The organism is Sphaerisporangium album, from assembly GCF_003323745.1.
GTDB lineage: Bacteria > Actinomycetota > Actinomycetes > Streptosporangiales > Streptosporangiaceae > Sphaerisporangium > Sphaerisporangium album.
On the sequence record NZ_QOIL01000005.1, the window covers coordinates 409,488 to 430,955 of the forward strand.

At 70.0% G+C, this 21,468-nt stretch carries 17 protein-coding genes; 6 read left to right on the top strand and 11 right to left on the bottom strand.

The genetic code is table 11. From position 1 onward, the window contains the following. Window positions 1-143: 143 nt before the first annotated feature. The 7 genes from DQ384_RS11795 to DQ384_RS11825 form a co-directional block, all read right to left on the bottom strand. Window positions 144-911 (bottom strand): succinate dehydrogenase/fumarate reductase iron-sulfur subunit, encoded by a 768-nt coding sequence (locus tag DQ384_RS11795; RefSeq protein WP_114028763.1) that lies wholly within the window; start codon window positions 909-911, stop codon window positions 144-146. After that, complete coding sequence (locus DQ384_RS11800; RefSeq protein ID WP_114028764.1) at window positions 911-2,818, bottom strand: fumarate reductase/succinate dehydrogenase flavoprotein subunit; 1,908 nt, start codon at window positions 2,816-2,818, stop codon at window positions 911-913. The genes DQ384_RS11795 and DQ384_RS11800 overlap by 1 nt, the downstream gene beginning before the upstream one ends. A 10-nt stretch (window positions 2,819-2,828) precedes the next feature. Beyond that, window positions 2,829-3,644 carry a hypothetical protein gene (locus tag DQ384_RS11805; RefSeq protein ID WP_114028765.1) on the bottom strand — a complete coding sequence of 272 codons (816 nt, stop codon included), beginning with the start codon at window positions 3,642-3,644 and terminating at the stop codon, window positions 2,829-2,831. A gap of 218 nt (window positions 3,645-3,862) precedes the next feature. Beyond that, window positions 3,863-4,312, bottom strand: coding sequence for a response regulator (locus DQ384_RS11810; protein WP_114028766.1), 450 nt, complete (start codon window positions 4,310-4,312; stop codon window positions 3,863-3,865). Continuing rightward, complete coding sequence (locus DQ384_RS11815) at window positions 4,305-5,882, bottom strand: sensor histidine kinase (protein ID WP_114028767.1); 1,578 nt, start codon at window positions 5,880-5,882, stop codon at window positions 4,305-4,307. The genes DQ384_RS11810 and DQ384_RS11815 overlap by 8 nt, the downstream gene beginning before the upstream one ends. Before the next feature lie 103 nt (window positions 5,883-5,985). Beyond that, window positions 5,986-7,173 carry a PP2C family protein-serine/threonine phosphatase gene (locus DQ384_RS11820; protein WP_245966395.1) on the bottom strand — a complete coding sequence of 396 codons (1,188 nt, stop codon included), beginning with the start codon at window positions 7,171-7,173 and terminating at the stop codon, window positions 5,986-5,988. Window positions 7,174-7,322: 149 nt separating this feature from the next. Beyond that, window positions 7,323-8,264, bottom strand: a complete 942-nt coding sequence (locus tag DQ384_RS11825; RefSeq protein ID WP_114028768.1) for a LysR family transcriptional regulator — start codon at window positions 8,262-8,264, stop codon at window positions 7,323-7,325. A 196-nt stretch (window positions 8,265-8,460) separates the two neighbouring features. Here DQ384_RS11825 and DQ384_RS11830 point away from each other — a divergent pair, with 196 nt between their 5' ends. Genes DQ384_RS11830 through DQ384_RS11840 form a run of 3 tightly spaced genes read left to right on the top strand, consistent with a single transcriptional unit; the run spans window position 8,461 to window position 11,893 of the window. After that, window positions 8,461-9,237 (top strand): succinate dehydrogenase cytochrome b subunit, encoded by a 777-nt coding sequence (locus DQ384_RS11830; protein WP_114028769.1) that lies wholly within the window; start codon window positions 8,461-8,463, stop codon window positions 9,235-9,237. Beyond that, a complete protein-coding gene (locus tag DQ384_RS11835) occupies window positions 9,234-11,159 on the top strand; it encodes a fumarate reductase/succinate dehydrogenase flavoprotein subunit (protein WP_114028770.1) in 1,926 nt (641 codons plus the stop codon). The genes DQ384_RS11830 and DQ384_RS11835 overlap by 4 nt, the downstream gene beginning before the upstream one ends. Beyond that, window positions 11,156-11,893: a succinate dehydrogenase/fumarate reductase iron-sulfur subunit gene (locus DQ384_RS11840; protein WP_114028771.1), complete on the top strand. Its 738-nt coding sequence runs from the start codon at window positions 11,156-11,158 to the stop codon at window positions 11,891-11,893. Before DQ384_RS11835 ends, DQ384_RS11840 begins: the two co-directional genes overlap by 4 nt. A 146-nt stretch (window positions 11,894-12,039) precedes the next feature. Here the strand turns inward: DQ384_RS11840 and DQ384_RS11845 are convergent, their stop codons facing one another. The 4 genes from DQ384_RS11845 to DQ384_RS11860 form a co-directional block, all read right to left on the bottom strand. After that, a complete protein-coding gene (locus DQ384_RS11845) occupies window positions 12,040-12,492 on the bottom strand; it encodes a hypothetical protein (protein ID WP_114028772.1) in 453 nt (150 codons plus the stop codon). Further along, entirely contained in the window at window positions 12,489-13,592 is a 1,104-nt protein-coding gene (locus DQ384_RS11850) for a sigma-70 family RNA polymerase sigma factor (protein ID WP_220182893.1), read from the bottom strand. The genes DQ384_RS11845 and DQ384_RS11850 overlap by 4 nt, the downstream gene beginning before the upstream one ends. Window positions 13,593-13,678: 86 nt before the next feature. Continuing rightward, on the bottom strand, window positions 13,679-15,796 hold the full coding sequence (locus tag DQ384_RS11855) for a peroxidase family protein (RefSeq protein WP_114028774.1): 2,118 nt from the start codon (window positions 15,794-15,796) through the stop codon (window positions 13,679-13,681). Between the two features lie 219 nt (window positions 15,797-16,015). Beyond that, window positions 16,016-16,231, bottom strand: coding sequence for a hypothetical protein (locus DQ384_RS11860; protein WP_114028775.1), 216 nt, complete (start codon window positions 16,229-16,231; stop codon window positions 16,016-16,018). Window positions 16,232-17,179: 948 nt separating this feature from the next. Between DQ384_RS11860 and DQ384_RS11865 the strand changes: the two genes are divergently transcribed. The 3 genes from DQ384_RS11865 to DQ384_RS11875 are packed head-to-tail and all read left to right on the top strand — an operon-like array spanning window position 17,180 to window position 21,428. Beyond that, entirely contained in the window at window positions 17,180-19,339 is a 2,160-nt protein-coding gene (locus DQ384_RS11865; protein WP_220182894.1) for an MMPL family transporter, read from the top strand. Window positions 19,340-19,342: 3 nt separating this feature from the next. Beyond that, complete coding sequence (locus tag DQ384_RS11870; protein WP_114028777.1) at window positions 19,343-20,053, top strand: response regulator transcription factor; 711 nt, start codon at window positions 19,343-19,345, stop codon at window positions 20,051-20,053. Beyond that, window positions 20,043-21,428: a sensor histidine kinase gene (locus tag DQ384_RS11875; RefSeq protein ID WP_114028778.1), complete on the top strand. Its 1,386-nt coding sequence runs from the start codon at window positions 20,043-20,045 to the stop codon at window positions 21,426-21,428. The genes DQ384_RS11870 and DQ384_RS11875 overlap by 11 nt, the downstream gene beginning before the upstream one ends. The last annotated feature ends 40 nt before the right edge of the window (window positions 21,429-21,468 follow it).

Sequence of the window (21,468 nt, forward strand, 5' to 3'; positions counted from 1 at the left end):
GACGGTGTCCGGCGTGCGGGAGGGGACAGACCGCGTGCGCCCATACTCCGTCAGTTCGAGGCAGCCATGCGGGCGCCGGAGTGAAGCCCCGGCGCCCGCGGACGATCTGGTCCGCACGGCCCAAGCGCGACGTTGTCGAGATCTTACTTGGAGGCCGACGAGCCCGGCCGCTTGAAGATCTTGTTGCCGAGCCAGACCAGCGGGTCGTACTTGCGGTCGACGACGCGCTCCTTCATCGGGATCAGCGCGTTGTCAGTGATCTTGATGTGCTCGGGGCACACCTCGGTGCAGCACTTGGTGATGTTGCAGTAGCCGAGGCCGTGCTCCTCCTGCGCTGAGTCCTTGCGGTCGGCCACGTCGTACGGGTGCATGTCCAGCTCGGCGATCCGCATGAGGAAGCGCGGCCCGGCGAAGGCCGGCTTGTTCTCCTCGTGGTCGCGGATCACGTGGCAGACGTTGTTGCACATGAAGCACTCGATGCACTTGCGGAACTCCTGGGACCGCTCGACGTCGATCTGCTGCATGCGGTACTCGCCGGGCTTGACGTTGTCCGGCGGGGTGAACGAGGGGATCTCGCGCGCCTTCTGGTAGTTGAACGACACGTCCGTCACCAGGTCCTTGATGACGGGGAACGTCCGCATCGGCGTGACGGTGATCGTCTCGTCCTCGCTGAACGTCGACATGCGCGTCATGCAGCCGAGGCGCGGCTTGCCGTTGATCTCCATCGAGCACGACCCGCACTTGCCCGCCTTGCAGTTCCAGCGGACCGCGAGGTCGGGCGCCTGCGTGGCCTGCAGGCGGTGGATGACGTCGAGCACGACCTCGCCCTCGTTGACCTCGACGACGAAGTCCTCGAGCCCGCCTTCGCCGCCCTCGCCACGCCAGACGCGGAACTTGGCCTTGTAACCCATCAGGACTCCTTCACCAGGGCGTCGTAGTCCGCCAGCTCGTCGGCGGTGACGTACTTGCTGATCTCCGCCCGGTCGAACAACGTGAGCAGGTCGGGCCGCATGGGAGGCTGGTCCCGCTCCTCGATGGTGACCTCGCCGCCGGAGCCGAGCCCGCACAGCAGCAGCTTGCGCCGCCATTCGGCCGACATCGCCGGATAGTCGTCGCGGGTGTGCCCGCCGCGGCTCTCCTGGCGGAGCAGCGCGGCGCGGGCGACGCACTCGGAGACCAGCAGCATGTTGCGCAGGTCGATCGCGAGGTGCCAGCCGGGGTTGTAGATGCGGCCGCCCGGGGCGCCGGTGTTGGCCGCGCGCTCCTTGAGCTTCTCGACGACCTCCAGCGCCTCCTTGACCTCCTCGGCCTTGCGGATGATGCCCACGAGGTCGTTCATGGTGCGCTGGAGCTCGTGGTGCACCTCGTACGGGTTCTCCCCGCCGGTCCGCGAGAGCGGGGCCACGGCCTCGTCCTCGGCGTCGCGCAGCGTCTCCTCCGGCGTGACCGGACGCGCCGCGAGCCCGTCGACGTACTCCGCCGCGCCCGCGCCGGCCCGGCGGCCGAACACCAGCAGGTCGGACAGGGAGTTGCCGCCGAGGCGGTTGGAGCCGTGCATGCCGCCCGACACCTCGCCGGCCGCGAACAGGCCCGGCACCGAGGACGCGGCGGTGTCGGCGTCGACCTCCACGCCGCCCATGATGTAGTGGCAGGTCGGGCCGACCTCCATGGGCTCGGCGGTGATGTCGACGTCGGCCAGTTCCTTGAACTGGTGGTGCATCGACGGCAGCCGCCTGACGATCTCGGCGGCGGGCAGGCGGCTCGACACGTCCAGGAACACACCACCGTGCGGGGAGTTGCGCCCGGCCTTCACCTCGGAGTTGATCGCGCGGGCGACCTCGTCACGGGGCAGCAGCTCCGGAGGACGGCGGTTGTTGGCCTGGTCGTCGTACCAGCGGTCCGCTTCCTCCTCGGTGGTGGCGTACTTGTCCTTGAACACCTCGGGGATGTAGTCGAACATGAACCGCTTGCCCTCGGAGTTGCGCAGCACCCCGCCGTCGCCGCGGACGGACTCGGTGACGAGGATGCCGCGCACCGACGGCGGCCAGACCATGCCGGTCGGGTGGAACTGGATGAACTCCATGTTGATCAGCTTGGCCCCGGCCAGCAGCGCCAGCGCGTGCCCGTCCCCGGTGTACTCCCAGGAGTTGGAGGTCACGACGTAGGACTTGCCGATGCCGCCGGTGGCCAGCACGACCGCGGGCGCGTCGAAGCAGATCAGGCGGCCGGTCTCGCGCCAGTAGCCGAACGCGCCGCTGATCGCGGCGTCCTCGGCGGGGCCCTCCTTGAGCAGCTTGGTGATCGTGCACTCGGCGAAGACCCGGATGTAGGCCTCGGGGTCGCCGTGCAGCTTCTCGTCCTCCTGCTGGAGGGCGACCACGCGCTGCTGGAGCGTGCGGATCAGCTCCAGGCCGGTGCGGTCGCCGACGTGGGCCAGGCGCGGGTACTCGTGACCGCCGAAGTTGCGCTGGCTGATCTTGCCGTCCTTGGTGCGGTCGAACAGCGCGCCCCAGGCCTCCAGCTCCCAGACGCGGTCCGGGGCCTCCTTGGCGTGCAGCTCGGCCATGCGCCAGTTGTTGAGGAACTTGCCGCCGCGCATGGTGTCACGGAAGTGCACCATCCAGTTGTCGGCGGGGTTGACGTTGCCCATGGCGGCGGCGGCTCCGCCCTCGGCCATGACCGTGTGGGCCTTGCCGAACAGCGACTTGCAGACGATCGCCGTGCGCTTGCCCTGCTGGCGGGCCTCGATCGCCGCCCGGAGCCCCGCGCCGCCGGCTCCGATGACGACGACGTCGTATTCGTGACGCTCGATTTCCACTGGATGATCCTTAAGCGAGCGGGAAGTTGATGATGCCCTTGGCGACCAGCCGCACGTACAGGTCGGCCAGCATGACCGAGTACATGGACAGCCAGGCGAGCAGCATGTGGCGGCGGTTGAGCTTGGAGACGAAGGTCCACATCTTGTAGCGCAGGGGGTGCTTGGAGAAGTGGTTCAGCCGCCCGGCCGTGATGTGACGGCAGGAGTGGCAGCTCAGGGTGTACGACCAGATCAGCACCACGTTGATCCAGAGGATGAGCGTGCCGAGCCCGAAATGACCCCACGCGCCGTGCTCGTCCCGCAGGGCCAGCACCGCGTCCCACGTCAGCACCAGGGCGATCAGCACCGCGCCGTAGAAGAAGTAGCGGTGGATGTTCTGGATGATCAGCGGCAGCCGCGTCTCACCGGTGTACTTCTTGTGCGGCTCGGCCACCGCGCAGGCGGGCGGCGAGAGCCAGAACGCACGATAGTAACCCTTGCGGTAGTAGTAACAGGTGAGACGGAAACCGGCCGGCAGGCCGAGGATCAGAATGCCGGGCGGTAGCGTCCACCAGTCGCCGAAGGGGGCGAGGCCGAGGAAGCGCGCGCCTTCCGGACACGACGTCGCCAGGCAGGGCGACGAGAAGGGGGCGATGTAGGGTTCGACGAAGTAGCTCTTGTCGAAGATCGCCCAGAGTCCGTAGACGAGGAACGACGCCAACGCCGCGAATGTGATGGCGGGGGCCAGCCACCATCGATCCGTGCGCAGGGTGCGGGCCGTGATCTGCGCCCGTTGCTTCCTTTGCGCCGGTTCGCCGGTCGGCCGACCGGCCGTTGTCTGGGTCATGGGAGAACTCTCCACCTTCCCCGGCCTTTGCCGCCTCAGGGGCGAGGGTCCGGGCTTTCACGTTTGGCTGGGGTGCCGCGCGCGTGTGCTCCGCGCCGGTCGCAGCCGCGCGCGTGGCCGGTGCGGGCTACGTTACGACGGCTGGCACCCCGGGGGTGGACAGGGTCACTCACTTTTTCGACTGACCTCGTGTGATTCCTGTCACGTCGCTGTCAGGCTCAGGAACGCTGTCCACCTCTTGGCAGTTTAACGACTGTCACGAAGAAGTCGTCGATCTGGCGTACCACCCGAATGAACTGGTCGAAGTCGACCGGCTTGGCGACGTAGGCGTTCGCGTGGAGGCGGTAGCTGCGCAGGATGTCCTCCTCGGCCTCCGAGGTCGTGAGCACGACCACGGGGATGCTGCGCAGCCCGGCGTCGGCCTTGATGTCCTCCAGCACCTCCCTGCCGTCCTTGCGGGGCAGGTTGAGGTCCAGAAGGATCAGGTCCGGCCGGGGCGCGTCGGCGTAGGGGCCCTCGCGGCGCAGGAACGCCAGGGCCTGCTCGCCGTCACTCACCACGTGCAGCTTGTTCTGCACCTTGTTGTGCTCGAACGCCTCACGGGTCAGCAGCACGTCGCCGGGGTCGTCCTCGACGAGCAGGACGTCGATCCAGCGAAGCTCATTCATGCGCGTCTCCAGGAATCGCGGGCAAGGTCCAGCGGAAGGTGGTGCCCCTGCTACCCGGGACCGGTTCTTCGAGCCAGATCTTGCCGCCGTGATACTCGACGATCTTTCTGCACAGCGCCAGGCCGATGCCCGTTCCTGGATACACGTCCCGCGGGTGCAAGCGCTGAAATATCAGAAAGATTCGATCAGCGTACTTGCTCTCCACGCCGATGCCGTTGTCCGCGCACGCGAACTCCCACATGTCCTCCTTGCGCTCGGCGGAGATGTGGACGCGGGGCGCATCCTCGGAGCGGAACTTGATCGCGTTGCCGACGAGGTTCTGGAAGAGCTGGGTGAGCAGCACCTGGACGCCGAAGACCTCCGGCAGCTCGTCGTGCGTGACCTCCGCGCCGGTGTCCTCGATCTGGGCGGCCAGGTTCCCGACGGCGTAGTCCAGCGCCTTCTCGGCCTTGACCGGCGCCTTCTCGCCGCCCACGCGGCCCACCCGGGACAGATCGAGCAGGTCGTTGATCAGGAGCTGCATGCGCTTGGCGCCGTCCACGGCGAAGGCGACGTACTGCTTGGCGCGGTCGTCGAGCTGGTCGCCGTACCGCTGCTCCAGCATCTGCGTGAAGCTCGCGACCTTGCGCAGCGGCTCCTGGAGGTCGTGGCTGGCGACGTAGGCGAACTGCTCCAGTTCGGCGTTGGACCGGCGAAGCTCGTCCGTCTGGTCGGAGAGCTGCTGGCGGGCCTTGGCGGAGTGGCGCCACTCCCGCAGGATGCGCCTGCGCATGGCGTCGACGCGGCCGGACAGCTCGGCGAGCTCGGCGGGGCGGTCGACGTGCAGCTCGCGGTCGAAGTCGCCGATGGCGACCGCCCGCACCTGCTCGGTGAGCTTGGAGATCGGCCGCAGCACGACGTACCGGACGAGGAGCGTGAAGATCACGAAGGCGGCCACGACGACCAGCGCCATGATGATCATCAGAGCGTAGAACGCCCCCCAGCCGGCCTCCAGACGGGCGCTGCCCTCGTCGTGCAGGCGGCCGAGCGTCGCCTGCTGCGCCGCCAGGGCCTGGCGCACGGCGGAGAAGCGCTGGGTGTTCACCGCGGCGTAGGTCGTGGAGGTCTGCTTGCCGAGCTGCGGAACCTTGGCGATCACGACGTCGGCGTAGTCGTGGTGCCAGGCGGCGGCGGCCTCCCTCAGCCGCGCGAGGTCGGCCCGGGGGGCGGGGTCGCCGATGCGCGTCACCAGCCCGGACAGCTTCGCGGCCGCCTCGTCCTCCGCCTGGAGCGCGGTGCGGTAGTCCTGGAGGTACTGCTCCTCGTTGGTGCGCCCGTAGGTGCGGACGGAGTTCTCGGCGGCCGACAGGGCCGTGGCGATCTCCAGGGTGTGCAGGACGGCGGGGTCGATCACGTCCACCACGGCCTCGCGGGCGACGCGCGTCGTGTTGATCGTCGCGGTGGTCAGGCCCGCGCCGACGACGAAGGCCAGCATGACCAGCAGCCCGGTGATGAGGAACCATCGGCCTAGGGGCAGACGGCCGAAGCCTTTCGGGGGCGCGGGCGGCGGCAGGGGGGCGAGGTCGGTCACGGGGGCCTCCGGATCGGGGATACGGCGGCCGCGGGCGCCAGGGCGGATGCCGCCTCTCACGGTAGTCCTCCGGGTGGGGTGGCGGCGCCAGTGAGGCGACCGCTCATCTGGCCCTCCGGCCGATGAGCACGGCGGCCAGGTCGTCGCTGAGCTCGTCCCTGTGCATCTCCTGGACCGCGGTGATGATGCGGTCCAGGTCGATCTCGCCCTGCTCGCGGATGAGGCGGATCAGCCCCTCGGTGCCGAGCAGGTCGGGGCCGCCGCCGATCGTGGCCTCGATCAGCCCGTCGGTGTAGAGGAGCAGCGTCCAGTCGTCGCCCAGCGGGAGCCGGATCGTCGTCCAATCGACGCCGTTGAAGATGCCGAGCGGCGGCCCCGACGGCGTGTCCGGCACGACGTCCAGCACACCCTGGTGGACGTCGCCGCGCAGGAACAGCGGCGGCGGATGCCCGACGACGTGCAGGTCGGCGTGGCGCAGGCCCGGCTCGATCGTCATCGTGCACAGGGTGGTGAAGATCTCCGGCGACTTGCGCTCGTTGCGCAGCACCGTCTCCAGCGTGGCCAGCAGGTCGTTGCCGGTGTGGCCGGCCAGCACGAGCGTGCGCCAGGCGATGCGCAGGGCGACGCCCAGGGCCGCCTCGTCGGGGCCGTGGCCGCACACGTCGCCGATCACGACGTGCACCGCGCCGTCGGGCGTCTGCACCGTGTCCCAGAAGTCGCCCGCGAGCAGGGCCTGCCGTCGGCCGGGCAGGTAGCGCGCGTGGTGCTGGAGCCCGTGGGCCTCCTTGAGGAGGGGGACGGGCAGCAGGCCGTGTTCCAGGCGAGAGTTCTCGCGGCTGAAGTGCTGGGCGTCCGCGAGCTTGCGCTGGACGAGGTCGGCGCGCTTGCGCTCGATCGCGTAGCTGATCGCCCGGGCCAGCAGGCGCTCGTCGACGTCCTGCTTCACCAGGTAGTCCTGCGCGCCGGCCGCGACCGCCGCGACGCCGACGTGCGCGTCGTCCAGGCCGGTGAGCACCAGCACGGCCGTGTCGGGGGCCATGGCGAGGACCTGCCGCAGCGCCTCAAGGCCGGTGGCGTCCGGGAGGGAGAGGTCCACCACCACGCACTGGACCTGGTCCGTCAGCCGGTCACGGCTTTCGGCGAGGCTGCGCGCCCAAATGATCTTCGGGGGCGTGGGGGTGGTGGCGAGCAGCTCTTCGACCAGGAACGCGTCGCCCGCGTCGTCCTCGATGAGGAGGATCGTCTGCATCTCGGTCGGCGCCGCCGGCGTGCCGGGCGAGAGCGCGGTCACTGGTGCCTCTTGGGAAGTGTATGAAGTATGGGTTGACCTTGCCTGCTGCCCTGCACCTTATAGCGAAAGCCGTCCTGACGCATGAATGTACGAAACCGTGACTTGGGGGTATGAAGCATTTCAAATCGACTTTCGCAGCTGACCCCGCGTCACGCGTCCGCGGGAGGCCTGGCCAGCTCGACACCCTGGGGCAACGATCCCTCCTCGGCCGCCTCGGACAGATAGGACAGCAGCGTAGCGCGGAAGGCGTGCGCCGCCCGGGTGGGCTCCACGTCCTTGCGCCGAGCGAGCGCGATCGCGCGGCGTAGCCCCGGCGGGGCGAGTGGCGTGCCCGCCAGCCCCGGCCGCCCGTCGAGCACCATCGAGGGCACCACCGCCACCCCCAGCCCCGCCTCCACGAACCGCAGCACCGCGTCCATCTCGCCGCCCTCGACGGCGAAGCGCGGCTCGAACCCGGCCTGGCGGCAGGCGTTCAGCGTCGCCTCGCGCAGGTCGTACCCCCGGCGGAACATCACCATCGGCCGTCCCCGCAACTCCTCGATCCGGACGTACGGCCTGCGCCCGCGCGCCTCCGTGGGAGAGGCCACCACGAGGTTCTCCCGCAGGATCTCCTGGGTGACCAGGGACGGGTCGTTGCTCTGCAGGGGCAGGATGATCAGCGCCAGGTCCAGCCGGCCGCGCGCCAGGTCCTTGACCAGGTCGCGCGAGCCGCTCTCCTCCACCAGCAGGTCGATCCCCGGGTAGTCCGCGTGGAAGCGGGCCAGCGCCTCGGCCAGCAGCCCGGCGCACAGCGAAGGGGTCGCGCCCAGCCGCACCCGGCCCCGCCGCAGGCCGGCCAGCTCGGCCACCTCGCGGCGGGCGGTGTCGGCGTCGGCCAGCATGCGCCGGGCCAGGGGGAGCAGCGCCTCGCCCGCCGGGGTCAGCGTCACGTTGCCCCGGGCGCGGCTGAACAGCGGCGCGCCGAGCTCGGTCTCCAGCGCCTTGATCTGCTTGCTCAGGGACGGCTGGGCCACCCGCATGCGCTCGGCGGCGTGCGTGAAGTGTGCGGTCTCCGCCACAGCGACGAACGAGGCGAGTTGCTGGAGCTGCACGATTCACAGCGTACGGTGACCGTTTCCGCCGACCTCCTCCGGCCTCGCCGGTGCCCGCATTGTGAGATTGCTCGCACGGGCGGTCCCCCGTCGCGCCTCCGTGCGGTAAGGGCCACGGTGGATAGCCTCCGGCTATCGAAACAAGGCCCGCGATGACTTGGACGGCATATGCGCTCCTTACCTACCGTCGGCAAACGTGACATCGACGATCGAACGAGGCGCGGCGACCGCCGAGGTGCGCCGCGTACCCCCGACCTCCAAGAAGCCGGCCCCTGACAGGCCGGCGCGCGGACGGCGCCCGGGACTGCTCGGGACGTCCAACGGCAGGAAGGCCGTCATGGCGGTCACCGGCGCCGTGCTGGTGCTCTTCCTCATCGGTCACATGCTGGGCAACCTCAAGATCTTCCTCGGCGCGGAGTCCTTCAACTCCTACGCCGAGTGGTTGCGCACCGTCGGCGAGCCCGCCGTGCCCGGCCGCGCGCTCCTGACCATCACCGAGATCGGCCTGGTCGCCGCCGTCGTGCTGCACATGTGGTCCGCCGTCTCGCTGGCCCGCCGCGCGCGCAGGGCCCGGCCCGTCAAGTACGCGGCCCGGCGCAGGTCGCAGGCCGGCGGCTACGTCGTCCACACCATGCGGTACGGCGGGGTCGTGATCCTGCTCTTCGTCATCTGGCACCTGCTGGACCTCACCTTCGGGACCGTCAACCCCAAGGGCTTCCACGCCACCCCGTACGACCGCGTGGTCGCCGGATTCGACCCCTCCCGCTGGTGGGTCACGGCCTTCTACATCGCCGCCCTCGTCATGGTGGGCCTCCACCTGCGCCACGGCATGTGGAGCGCCTTCCAGACCCTCGGGCTGGCGAACGGCCGCAGGCGCCACCTGCTGCGCGGCTTCGCCGCCGGCTTCGCGGCCGTGCTGGTCCTCGGCTTCCTGTCCGTCCCCATCGCCGTGATGATCGGAGTTGTGAAGTGAACTACACGACCGGCGAGCCGATCCGCGACACCAAGGCCCCGGACGGGCCCATCGAGGAGCGCTGGGACCAGCGCCGATTCTCGGCCAAGCTGGTCAACCCGGCCAACAAGCGCAAGCTGACCGTCATCGTCGTCGGCACCGGCCTGGCGGGCGGGTCGGCCGCGGCGACCCTCGGCGAGCTGGGGTACAAGGTCAAATCGTTCTGCTACCAGGACTCGCCCCGCCGGGCGCACTCGATCGCGGCGCAGGGCGGCATCAACGCGGCCAAGAACTACCGCGGCGACGGCGACTCGATCCACCGCCTGTTCTACGACACCGTCAAGGGCGGCGACTTCCGGGCCCGCGAGTCCAACGTGTACCGGCTCGCGCAGGTCAGCGTGAACATCATCGACCAGGCCGTGGCCCAGGGCGTGCCGTTCGCCCGCGAGTACGGCGGGCTGCTCGACACCCGGTCCTTCGGCGGCGCCCAGGTCTCCAGGACGTTCTACGCGCGCGGGCAGACGGGACAGCAGCTGCTGCTCGGCGCGTACCAGGCCCTGGAGCGCCAGATCGCGGCCGGGACCGTCGAGATGCACACCCGGCACGAGATGCTCGACCTCGTCGTCAGCGGCGGGCGGGCGCGCGGCGTGATCGTCCGCGACCTGGTCAGCGGCGAGATCGAGACGCACCTGGCGGACGCCGTCGTGCTCGCGACCGGCGGGTACGGCAACGTGTTCTTCCTGTCGACCAACGCCAAGGGGTGCAACACCACGGCGATCTGGCGGGCGCACCGGCGGGGGGCGTACTTCGGGAACCCGTGCTACACGCAGATCCACCCCACCTGCATCCCGGTGAGCGGGGAGTACCAGTCGAAGCTGACGCTGATGTCGGAGTCGCTGCGCAACGACGGGCGCGTGTGGGTGCCCGTGACGGCGGGGGACTCGCGGGCGCCGGGGGACATCCCGGAGGCCGAGCGCGACTACTACCTTGAGCGGATTTATCCGGCCTTCGGCAACCTGGTGCCGCGTGACATCGCGTCCCGCGCCGCCAAGAACGTCTGCGACGAGGGCCGCGGCGTCGGACCGGGCGGCCTCGGCGTGTACCTGGACTTCGCCGACGCCATCGCGCGCCTCGGCAAGGACGCCGTCGAGAAGAAGTACGGCAACCTCTTCGAGATGTACGAGCGCATCACCGGCGAGGACCCCTACACCCGGCCCATGCGCATCTACCCGGCCGTCCACTACACGATGGGCGGGCTGTGGGTGGACTACGACCTCCAGTCGACCATCCCCGGCCTGTTCGTCATCGGCGAGGCCAACTTCTCCGACCACGGCGCCAACCGCCTCGGCGCGTCCGCCCTGATGCAGGGCCTCGCCGACGGCTACTTCGTGCTGCCCACCACCATCGGCGACTACCTCGCCGGCGGTTCCTTCGGCGAGGTCGCGCAGGAGGACGTGGACGAGGCCATCGGCCAGGTCACCGGCAAGATCGGACGGCTGCTCTCCGTCGGCGGCACCCGTACCGCCGACTCCTACCACCGCGAGCTCGGCAAGCTCATGTGGGACCACTGCGGCATGGAGCGCACCGAGGAGGGACTGCGCAAGGCCCTCGACCGCATCCCCGAGCTGCGCGAGGAGTTCTGGAACAACGTCAAGGTGCCCGGCGAGGAGGAGGGCCTCAACCAGGCCCTGGAGCGGGCCGGGCGGGTCGCCGACTTCTTCGACCTCGCCGAGCTGATGTGCCTGGACGCCCTGCACCGCACCGAGTCCTGCGGCGGGCACTTCCGCGCCGAGTCCCAGACCGAGGAGGGCGAGGCGCTGCGCGACGACGAGAACTTCGCCTACGTCGCCGCCTGGGAGCACGACCCCGGCGGCGAGCCGGTGCTGCACAAGGAAGAACTCCGGTACGAGTACGTCAAGATGACCCAGCGGAGCTACAAGTGAACCTGACCCTCAAGGTCTGGCGGCAGAACGGCCCCGCCGACAGCGGGCGCATGGTGACTTATCAGGTCACGGACGTGTCGCCGGACATGTCGTTCCTGGAGATGCTCGACGTCCTCAACGAGCGGCTCATCCTCGAAGGCGACGACCCCGTCGCGTTCGACCACGACTGCCGCGAGGGCATCTGCGGCATGTGCGGCATGGTGATCAACGGCGTCGCGCACGGCGAGCAGCGGGCCACCACGACGTGCCAGCTCCACATGCGCCACTTCGAGGACGGCGCCACCATCACGATCGAGCCGTGGCGGGCCGCGCCGTTCCCCGTCGTCAAGGACCTCGTCGTCGACCGGAGCTCCTTCGACCGCATCATCCAGGCCGGCGGCTTCATCTCCGTCCCCGCCGGCTCGGCGCCCGACGCGCACAGCGTCCCGGTGAAGAAGGAGGACGCCGACGACGCGTTCGACGCCGCCACCTGCATCGGCTGCGGCGCCTGCGTGGCCGCCTGCCCCAACGGCTCGGCGTCCCTGTTCACCGCCGCCAAGATCACCCACCTGGGCCTCCTGCCCCAGGGCCAGCCCGAACGCGACTCCCGCGCCGTGGCGATGGTGGAGCAGATGGACCTGGAAGGCTTCGGCGGCTGCACCAACACCGGCGAATGCACCGCCGTCTGCCCCAAGGGCATCAGCCTCGACGTAATAACCCAAATGAACCGCGACTACCTGAAAGCCGCCAAGTAGGTGATCTGCCGCCGGGCCCTACGAAAGGTCCCTCGCTCCGCTCGGGGCAGCCGTCGTGCGGCGCGCCACCCGGCCGGTGTGACCGTTCGCCGGTTTGGGGGCCGGCGGACGGTCACGTGAGGCGGTCTTGGGTGGTGGTTCGGGGGTCAGGCGCGGCTGCCGGCTGCCTCGTAGCCGCCGCCGGGCCAGTGCCAGGCGCCCACGTAGGAATTGCCGTCCTCGGTGAACGTGCCCTTGTAGTAGGCGGGGGAGCCGGGGGTGTCGTACCAGATCGTGAGGGTGCCGTCCTTGACCTGCCAGGTGTAGGGGAGGAGGTCGCCCGTGGTGCTGAAGACGTGCGAGCGCAGGGTGTCGGTCTCCTCGTCGTAGCCGATGTACTCCACGCCCCGCACCCGGCCGAGGTCGAAGCGTTGGATCAGGAAGAAGCCGCCCTCCATCCATTCGAAGCTGACCTGGCCGTCGCTCGCGCCCTGGCCTCCGTCGGAGGTGGTGACGTTCCACGTGCCGACCAGGATGTCGAGTTGCCGCAACGCCGGGTTCGGTGTCTTGTCGCGAAGGTCGGGGGTGTTGTCGCTCGGGTTCGTTGTGGTGTCGCTCATGGGGCGCCCCTCTCGTCAGTGGTCGTCTGTTGAGACGGGCGCCCTGGGGAAAAGGAATCGGCGCTGCCCGAAGTGAGCGTCTCCGGCAGGGCGAAGATGGGGAAGAAGCCAGGGCCGAAGGTGGTGATCTCCAGCACCTGGCCCCCTACGATCCGTAGTACGTCGAGGGACTGGGCGCGGTACGTCGTCTCGTCCGGGCGCCGGTTGTACTTGGCGGTGGCGGGCTGGCGGTTCGCGTGGACGGGGACGAGTCGCCAGTCGCCGTGGTACGCGGAGGACCCGGGGGTGAACACCTCGGCGGCGAAGGCGGTGATCGCGTCGCGTCCCGCGAACCACATCGGGAGCGGCGGCATCGTCAGGCGCACGTCCTCGCTCAGCAGCCCGGCCAGGGCGTGGGCGTCCGCGCTCTCCATCGCCGCCATGTACCGGTGCAGCAGCGCGCGTTCGTCCTGGGTCGGCTCCGAGGAGATCGCCCAATCCAGCCGCCGTCCGGGCAGCCGCTCCCGAAGCGCCGGCCGGGCCCGCTGGAGCGCGCTCTTCACCGCGGCGACGCTCATCTCCAAGGCGGTCGCCACCTGTTCGGCGGGCCAGCCGAGCACGTCGCGCAAGATCAGCACCGCCCGCTGCCTCGGCGGCAGGTGCTGGATGGCGGCCAGGAAGGCCAGTTCGATCGTCTCCCTGGCGACGACCACGGCGTCGGGTTCGCCCTGGCGCGGCGCCACCGGCTCCAGCAGCGCGTCCGGGTACGGCTGCAACCAGGGAATCTCGGACGGCCGCTCCGCCGGATACGTACCGGAATGTGAGGGTGACTGGTACGGCCGCGGCCTGCGGGGGTTGCGGTCGAGGAAGTCCAGGCACGCGTTCGTGGCGATCCGGTACAGCCAGGCCCGGAACGTGGAACGGCCCACGAAGGTCTCGCGCCCGCGCCAGGCGCGCAGGAACGCCTCCTGCGTCAGGTCCTCGGCGTCCTCGAAGGAGGCCAGCATCCGGTAGCAGTGCACCTGCAGTTCGCGCCGGTACTTCGCGGCGAGTCCGGCGAATGCCGATTCGTCCCCCGCACGGGCGGCGGCCACCGCCGCGTCGTCATCCACGAGATCCACCACAGCACGATAGCCACACCTACCGGCCCTGCCAGGCTGACGTGGCAGGGCCGGTGCGTCGGATCATCGGGTGGGGTGCCTGCGGCTCAGCTCAGGTCGCGGAGTCTGGTCCTGGGTGTGGTGGCGGTGACGCTGGAAGTGGGGCCCACCGGGTGACGGCGGGCGGTCGAAGCTGAGGCGGGCGGCGCGGCGGATCTCGCCGCGGCGAGTGCCGGGTTCGCGGGCAGCAGGAACACGTTGGCGGGCAGATCGGCCTGGGGGATGTCGGTGTTCAGGGCGATGATCTGGGACAACGTCTTGCGCGAGTCGATGCCGTACTGCTGGCGCAGGAAGCTCTGCAGGGGGTCGTTCTGGTAGTAGAAGCGGTCGCCGTCGCGCGCCGCGCCGAACTGGTCCCGCCAGATCGCGAGCTGCAACTCGCCCAGTTCCGAGCCGGTGACGTGCTTCTCGGCGAGCATGCCGGTGAAGGCGTCCACGTTGTTCACCGAGCCGTAGATCGCCTTGAGGCGCGCGGCCAGCGTCGTACGGCGGACGACGCGGGTCGCGTTGTCGGCGGCGACGGTCGTCGGGTTGCCGTTGATGTCGAAGAGCTGGACGACGTCCAGGCTGTTGAGGTCGTTGATCTCGTTGCCGGGGGTGAGCAGCGGGTCCGACGGGAAGGCTTCCGTCGTCTCGCCGGTGATGGCGGTGAACGACGTCTTGGACGGCAGGCCGTAGGCGTTGCGGAGCTGGTTGTAGGTGGGGATGCCGTGGTCGCGCCCGCGCTGCAGGTCGACGGCGCCGAGGTCGACCACGCCGCGGAAGCACTGGGGCAGGGTGGGCCCGTCCAGGCAGCCTGGGTTGCCGGGGACGGGGACCTGGAACAGGACGCTGCGGAGCTGGTTGTCGATCGTCTCGTCGTTGCGGTACTCCGACTCCCCGCCGATGCCCTTGAGTACGGGCCCCAACTGGATCTGCGTGAGGAGGTCGGGATTGAAGAACGCCACGTTGAGCGGGACGGCGAGCGCGACGTCGGCGCCGGTGACGGTCACCTCGACTCCCTGTGCCTCAAGGGCGTCGAGCGTGGCCTGGGAGTAGCGGCCGGCGTTGGTGTGGAACTCCATCTCGCCGTGGATCTGGCTGTGGGCGCGGTAGCCGACGGTGGCGAACTCGTTGGCCACGCTCGGGTCGATGCCCGGGTCGTAGCCCTGGTAGGAGGGCAGCGAGACGCCCATAGCGGGAAGGAACTCGTTGTAGGTGATGTACTGCTGCTCGGCGATCACCACCGCGCGGGCGATCTGGAACTTGTCCTCCTGGGACATCGAGGCCGGGAGCAGCGAGACGATCCGGTTGTGCTCGCGGGCGAACAGCGTCTGCGTCGCGGTCAGCGCCATGTTCTCGTTGGCGCGCACGTCCCCGGCGACGACGGCGTTGCCCGGGTTGGCGAGCAGGCGTCCGTCCACCTGCATCGTGGGCGCGGTCGACGCGTTGCCCCGGCTGGTACGCCGGGGCAGGTATCCGCCGGACAGCAGCAGCTTCGCGTTGTTGTTGGCGGGGTTGCCGTCCACCGTGCCTTCGCGCATCCAGTCCAGCCGGGCGTCGGTGCCGCCGTAGACGGCCCACGCGTCGACGTAGGAGCTGACGGTGTTGACCTGCTGGCGGGGGTTGCTCACCCCGGTCCCCGGCGCGGCGACCGTACGGGTGAACGGCACGACGCCGAGGTCGTTGGTGAACGACTCCATCGTGTCCGTCCGGTTGAACGGGATGTCGGCCTGGGTTCCGCCTTCCTGCCGCAGGCCGATCGTGTGGTCGATGAACTGCCCCCACACGTTGCCCCACTGGCTTACACCGCGCTCGGAGAAGACGTTGATGTTCACGTCGTTGAACACGCGGTTGGAGACGTACCGCCCGTTCGGAGTGGTGGTCATCTGGCTCTTGCCGTCGACGTACCGTGAGGGGGCGATGCGTAAGTAGTTCGTGCCGGAGCTGCCGACGGACGATCCGTAGGGGTTGTTGCCGGTGCCGTTGAGGCTCTGGACCTCCCACGTGCCGAGGATCGGGGCGGCCGCGACGCCGTTGACCGCCGAGGTGGCCGGGGTGCCGGCGGCCACGACCAGGCCGAGCGGCAGCGCGAGCACGGCCAGGGCGGCGGGGACGCGGCGGGGACGAAGGACGTGGGCGGCGGGCCGGGGACGGCGGCTCGTCAAGGGAAGGAACGGTCGCATGGACGAACTCCCTGCTCAAGATGGGAATGACGCGCGCCGCGCCGGTCAGCCCGCCGCGAACTCGATGAGCGGTGAGGTCGCAGGCGCCGTGTGAGGGCATGGCCGGACGCGAACGCGCCGATGCGCACGGCCACGACCGGCGCTGTGCCGTGACAGCGTCGACCGTGCCGGCTTTGGGGTTACGGGACGAGGGCGCTGAACTCCGCGGTCAGGGCGCTCTCACGGGCGTGGCCCGGCGGGCACCCCGGGGACGTCGCCGGCGGCGTCGAGCGCCGGCGGGTCTTGGAGGCGTGGTCCGGCGTACGGGCGGACTCGTCCGCCGAGTTCACCGCGAAGACCTTGGTAGAAGTAGATCGGCGTCGGGCTGAGCCCGGTGTCGCGCGACGTGGTGGCGGGCGCGTTCACCGTCGCGATCGGCGTGTCGCTTCGCCCCACCTCGCTGGATCGTGTAGCTGCTCGCGCGGGGGCCGTGCCTCCCCTTCGATCAAGATGGACGCGTCGCCGGGCGACGTGCGTCGTCATGGCTCCCCGTAGCCGTACGCGGCCGCCCGCCGGGTGGGCGTCAGGTGCGGAGCACCCGCCGTCGGAGGTGGCGAGATCCTCGATCCCGCCGGTGGCAATGGTGGACACCCATCCCCGTCGCGCCGATCGCCGGGGACCAGGTGGAGATGGCGGCCTCGAACCTGCGTGATGCCATGGTCCTCCCTCATCAGATGACCGATCGTCGGGCATCGCCGGGGGGTCGGGTCCGCCAAGAAGGAAGTTCTCCTGCTCACTATCACCAGCCCGAACTGATTAGTCAAGACTTTGGCAATGTAGCAAACAAACGTCCGTCAAAACCCTGAGAAACGCGGAAGACCGGTCTACCCGTCACCATTAGTAGCGGTGATTTCTTTCGGGTCACGAGACCGAAGTGCCCGGCCATGACCGCCCGGGGGCACCGGTGCGTCACCAGCCCGACACTGGCGGGGGAGCAGGGGTTCGGCGGCGCGCCCGCGCCGGTGGGCGCGCCGCCGTCCGTCCCGATCGCATCTCGCCGGACGCCTCAGCACAAATGAACCGCGAATACCTGAAGGCCCGTCGAGTGGGCTTTCGTATCTGGGCTTTACCAAGCCGCCACGGGCCCCGGGATGGTCTCTCGCGTCGCCCGGGGCCGTGTTTCCGCCTACCGGCCACCCCGTAATTCCGTAATCACATACCGCCCGGCTTCCGGCAGGCCGGGATTTCCTATGTCCAGCACATGGCAGGCGCCGATCCGACCGGTGCCGGGCCTGCTTCTCCGGGCGGCCGGGCTCTCCCCGGACGGACCCGGAGGTAAGCGAACTGAAAGGCGGTGCTTCCTAGAGTCCGGCTGACACGGAGGGCTCTGCTCGGGAGGGATTGTTGGATTCGTTGAGTGGATGGGTGGTCCGGCACCGGGTGGTGGTCGGGCTCGTATGGCTGGCGATCACCGTGGTGGGGTTGGTCCTGGCCCCGTCGGTGTCGGGCCGGTTGAAGAGCGGAATCCTTCTCGACAGTGCCGCGTACACGGCCAACGAGCGGATCGCGGCGCAGTACGGCGGTAGCGCGTCGGACCCGGGCGTCGTGGTGATCGACCTGCCGGACGGCTTGACGGTCACGTCGGACGGGGTGGCGGCCAAGCTGCGCGCCCTGGACGCGCGGATCGCGAAGGGGATGCCCGGGCTCCGGGAGATCTCCTTTGCCTCGACCGGTGACCAGGCGCTGCTCGGCAACGGAGGGCGGAGCACGATCCTGCTCGTCTACCCGCCCCAGGCGGGACGCGACGTACCGGCCGCGGTGCTCGACCAGTTGACCTCGGCGGCCAGAACCGCCCTGCCGGAGGCCACGGTGCACAGCACCGGTTTGAACGCGCTCGCGTCCGGTAGCGCCTCCAGCGGCCACTCCAGTGTGATGACGGAGCTGTTGATCGGCGCGCTGGGCGCGTTGATCGTGCTGGCCTGGGTGTTCGGGTCGGTCCTCGCGCTCCTGCCGTTGGTCATGGCGCTGATCTCGGTGCTGACGATGCAGCTGTTCATCTACGCCCTGACGTTCGTGGTGCCCTCGGCGACGGTGCCGTTCAACCCGGCCGTGCAGTACATCGTCGCGCTGCTCGGGCTGGGCCTGTCGATCGACTACTCGCTGCTGATCGTCAACCGGTGGCGTGAGGAGCGCGCCGCGGGCAGGTCGAACGCGGAGGCGGTGCAGGCGGCCATGCGGCGGGCCGGGCACGCGGTCATGTTCAGCGGTGTCACCGCGTCCCTCGGGCTGTTCGCGCTGATCGTGGTTCCGGTGTCGCTCGTGCGTGGTGTCGGCATCTCCGGGCTGTTCATCCCCTCGACGGCCACGCTGGTCGCCTTGACACTGCTCCCGGCCGTGCTGTCGAAGCTGGGTCCGCGCCTGGACTGGCCGCGACGCCGGTCCAGCGGGAAGGTGAGCCGGTTCTGGACGTGGTGGTCGCACACGGTGATCCGCCACCGGGTCCTGGCCGCCGTGTTCGGCTTGGCGATCCTGTCCGGGCTGACCGGGGTCGCGGCGACCATGAACATCGCGCAGCCGACCGGGTCCGCGCTGGTCGGCACCGATGCCTACGCCGACGGGCTGCGCGCCCTGGAAGCCGGCGGGTTCCCCAGCGGCACCCTCACCACCATCCCGATATGGGTGCCTTCGTCCGGGCAGGCGCAGGCGGTCGCGGCGTCGTTGGACGGCCTGTCGAGCGTGCACGGCGCGGTGGCCCCGACCGGCGCGTCCTGGCAGCGAGGAGGAAGTGGGCTGGTGGTCGTGCTGCCCGAGCGCGAGGTCGGCACCTCGGACGCGGGCACCTCGCTGGACGACGTGCGGCGCACGGTGCCGCACGGGGTGCTGGTCGGAGGCCACGCCGCGCAGCAGATCGACGAGGCCGACGCCACCTATGGCGCGTTCCCCCTGATGTTCGGCCTGGTGGCCCTCGTGACGTTCCTGCTCCTCGCCCGCGGGCTGAGGTCGATCATGCTTCCGGCCAAGGCGGTGCTGCTCAACGCGGTGTCGGTGGCGGCGACCTACGGTGTAGTCGTCATTGTCTGGCAGCACGGGATCGGGACCGAGGCGTTGTGGGGCGTGCCGGGCACTGGATCGGTCGACACCTTCGTGCCGATGCTGTTGTTCGGGTTCCTGTTCGGCATTTCCATGGACTACGAGGTGTTCATCCTCGCCCGGGTGCGGGAGGGCTACGAGCGCACCGGCTCCACCCACGAGGGGATCGTCGAAGGCATCTCGCGGACCGGGCGGCTGGTGACCAGCGCGGCTTTGATCCTGTTCTTCTCGCTCGCGTCTCTGGCCTCCGCGAACGACATCACCGTCCGTGAGCTCGCCTCCGGGATGGCCGCGGGTGTCGTGCTCGACGCCGTCGTCGTACGGATGCTGCTACTGCCGGCGCTGGTGTCCCTGTTCGGCAAGGTCAACTGGTGGATGCCCGGCTGGGCCGCCCGGCTGTTGCGGCTGCCCCCGGCGAGCACGCCCGAGCCGCCCGCACGGGGCCGGGCAGCGCTGAACGTGGGTGATGCTTGAACCATGAAAGTGCTGGTGGTCGAGGACGAGCCGGACATGGCCGAGTCCCTGAGGTGGGGGCTGGAGGCGGAGGGCTACGTCGTGGACGTGGCCGACAACGGTGAGGACGGCCTGTGGAAGGCCGGTGAGACCGGTCACGACGTGATCATCCTCGATGTCATGCTGCCCGGCCTGGACGGCTTCCAGGTCTGTGGCCGGCTGCGCGCCCAGGGCGTGTGGACGCCGATCCTGATGCTGACGGCGATGGACGACGACCTGGATCTCGCCGAAGGGCTCGACGCCGGCGCGGACGACTACCTGCCCAAGCCGTTCTCCTACACGGTCCTGCTGGCCCGGCTGCGGGCGCTGACCCGGCGCGGGCTCGGGGAACGGCCCGCGGTGATCGCCGCCGGGGGTCTCACCCTCGACCCTGCCAGGCGCAAGGTGTGGCGCGACGGGGCGGAACTGGACCTGTCCAGCCGGGAGGTGGCGGTGCTGGAGTACCTGATGCGGCGTCAGGGCCGCGTCGTATCGAAGACCGAGCTGCTCGACCACTGCTGGGATTCGGCCTACGACGGCGGCCCGGCAGTGGTCGAGGTCCACATCCACCGGCTGCGCCGCAAGATCGATCCGCCGGACGGCGCGCCGACCATCGTCACCCTGCGCGGCCAGGGCTACCTCATAGAAGCCGGCCCTGGAGAAGCCGACGCCAGAGAAGCCGGCCATGCCCCCTGAACCGGGTCCGCGGGCTCGGTCACGCCGCAGGCGGTCGCTGCGGACCCGTGTCACCATCTCCGCCAGCCTGATCACCGCCGCCGCCATCACGGGCGGCGTCGTGCTGCTCTACCTCCTGCAGATGCACGCGGTGCGGCAGACCGTCGACGGCCAGCTACGCACCTACGCCGCCCAGATCGCCCAGGCGTCGCCCACCGGAAACTGGCCCCGTCCGCTGCCCCGCTCGTCGCTGGATCCCGCCGCCGAGGCCCAGGTGATCGCCGCCGACGGCACCGTCCTCACCTCCACCCGCGGCCTGGCCGGGGTCCCCGCCACGTTCGCGCTTCCCGCCGGGTCGACCAGGCCGGTCCGGCTCAAGGGCGCCGACGGCGTGATACCCGACGACGTCGGGGTCTTCGCGCTCCGCGAGATCGTCAACGGGCAGCCCGTCACGATCGTCGCCGGCACCCCCACTGGGCTCCTCAGGTCGATCAACACCGAGTTCACCTACCGGCTGATCGCAGGGTTTCCGATCACCCTCGCGCTCGCCGCCGCCGCCGTGTGGACCCTGGTCGGGCGCGCGCTCGCCCCGGTGGAGCAGATCCGGCGCGCCGTCACCGACATCACCTCCGCCGACCTGTCCCGCCGCGTGCCCGAACCGGGCACGATCGACGAGATCGGGCACCTGGCCGAGACGATGAACGAGATGCTCGCCCGGCTGGAGGACTCCGCGCTGCGCCAGCGCCGGTTCGTCGCCGACGCCTCCCATGAACTGCGCAGCCCGCTCGCCACCCTCCGCACCACCCTCGACGTGGCACTGGCCCACCCCGATCGGGCGCCGTGGCCCGCCGTGGCGACCCGCGCGGCCGGCCAGACCGCGCGCCTGGAGCGGCTCATCCAGGACCTCCTGCGCCTGGCCAAGGCGGACGAACACCCCCAGGTCGGCCACCGTCAGACCCTTGACGCCGCCGACCTCCTCCGTGACGTCGTCGGCGCCACCCCGGCTCGCGGGCTCACCGTCGACCTCCACCTCGCCGACGGGGTGTTCCTCCACGGCGACCGCGCCGATCTCGGCCGGCTGGTGCGCAACCTGCTCGACAACGCCGTCCGCTACGCCGCTTCCACGGTCACGGTCACGCTCGCCGCCACGCCGGGCACTGCTCGTATCCACGTCCTCGACGACGGACCGGGTGTCCCCGCCGCGGATCGGGAGCGCGTCTTCGACCGTTTCGTCCGGCTCGACGCCAGCCGTGATCGGGCCAGTGGCAACAGCGGTCTCGGCCTGGCGATAGCCCGCGAGATCGCGTCGGCGCACCAAGGCTGGGTCTGGGCCGCGGATCCTCCGAAATCGGGCGCCCACTTGATCATCGAACTACCGCGCCTGACCGGTCACTGACCCGCGTCCCCGAAGCCCGCGGAGGCGCGCCGTCGCGATC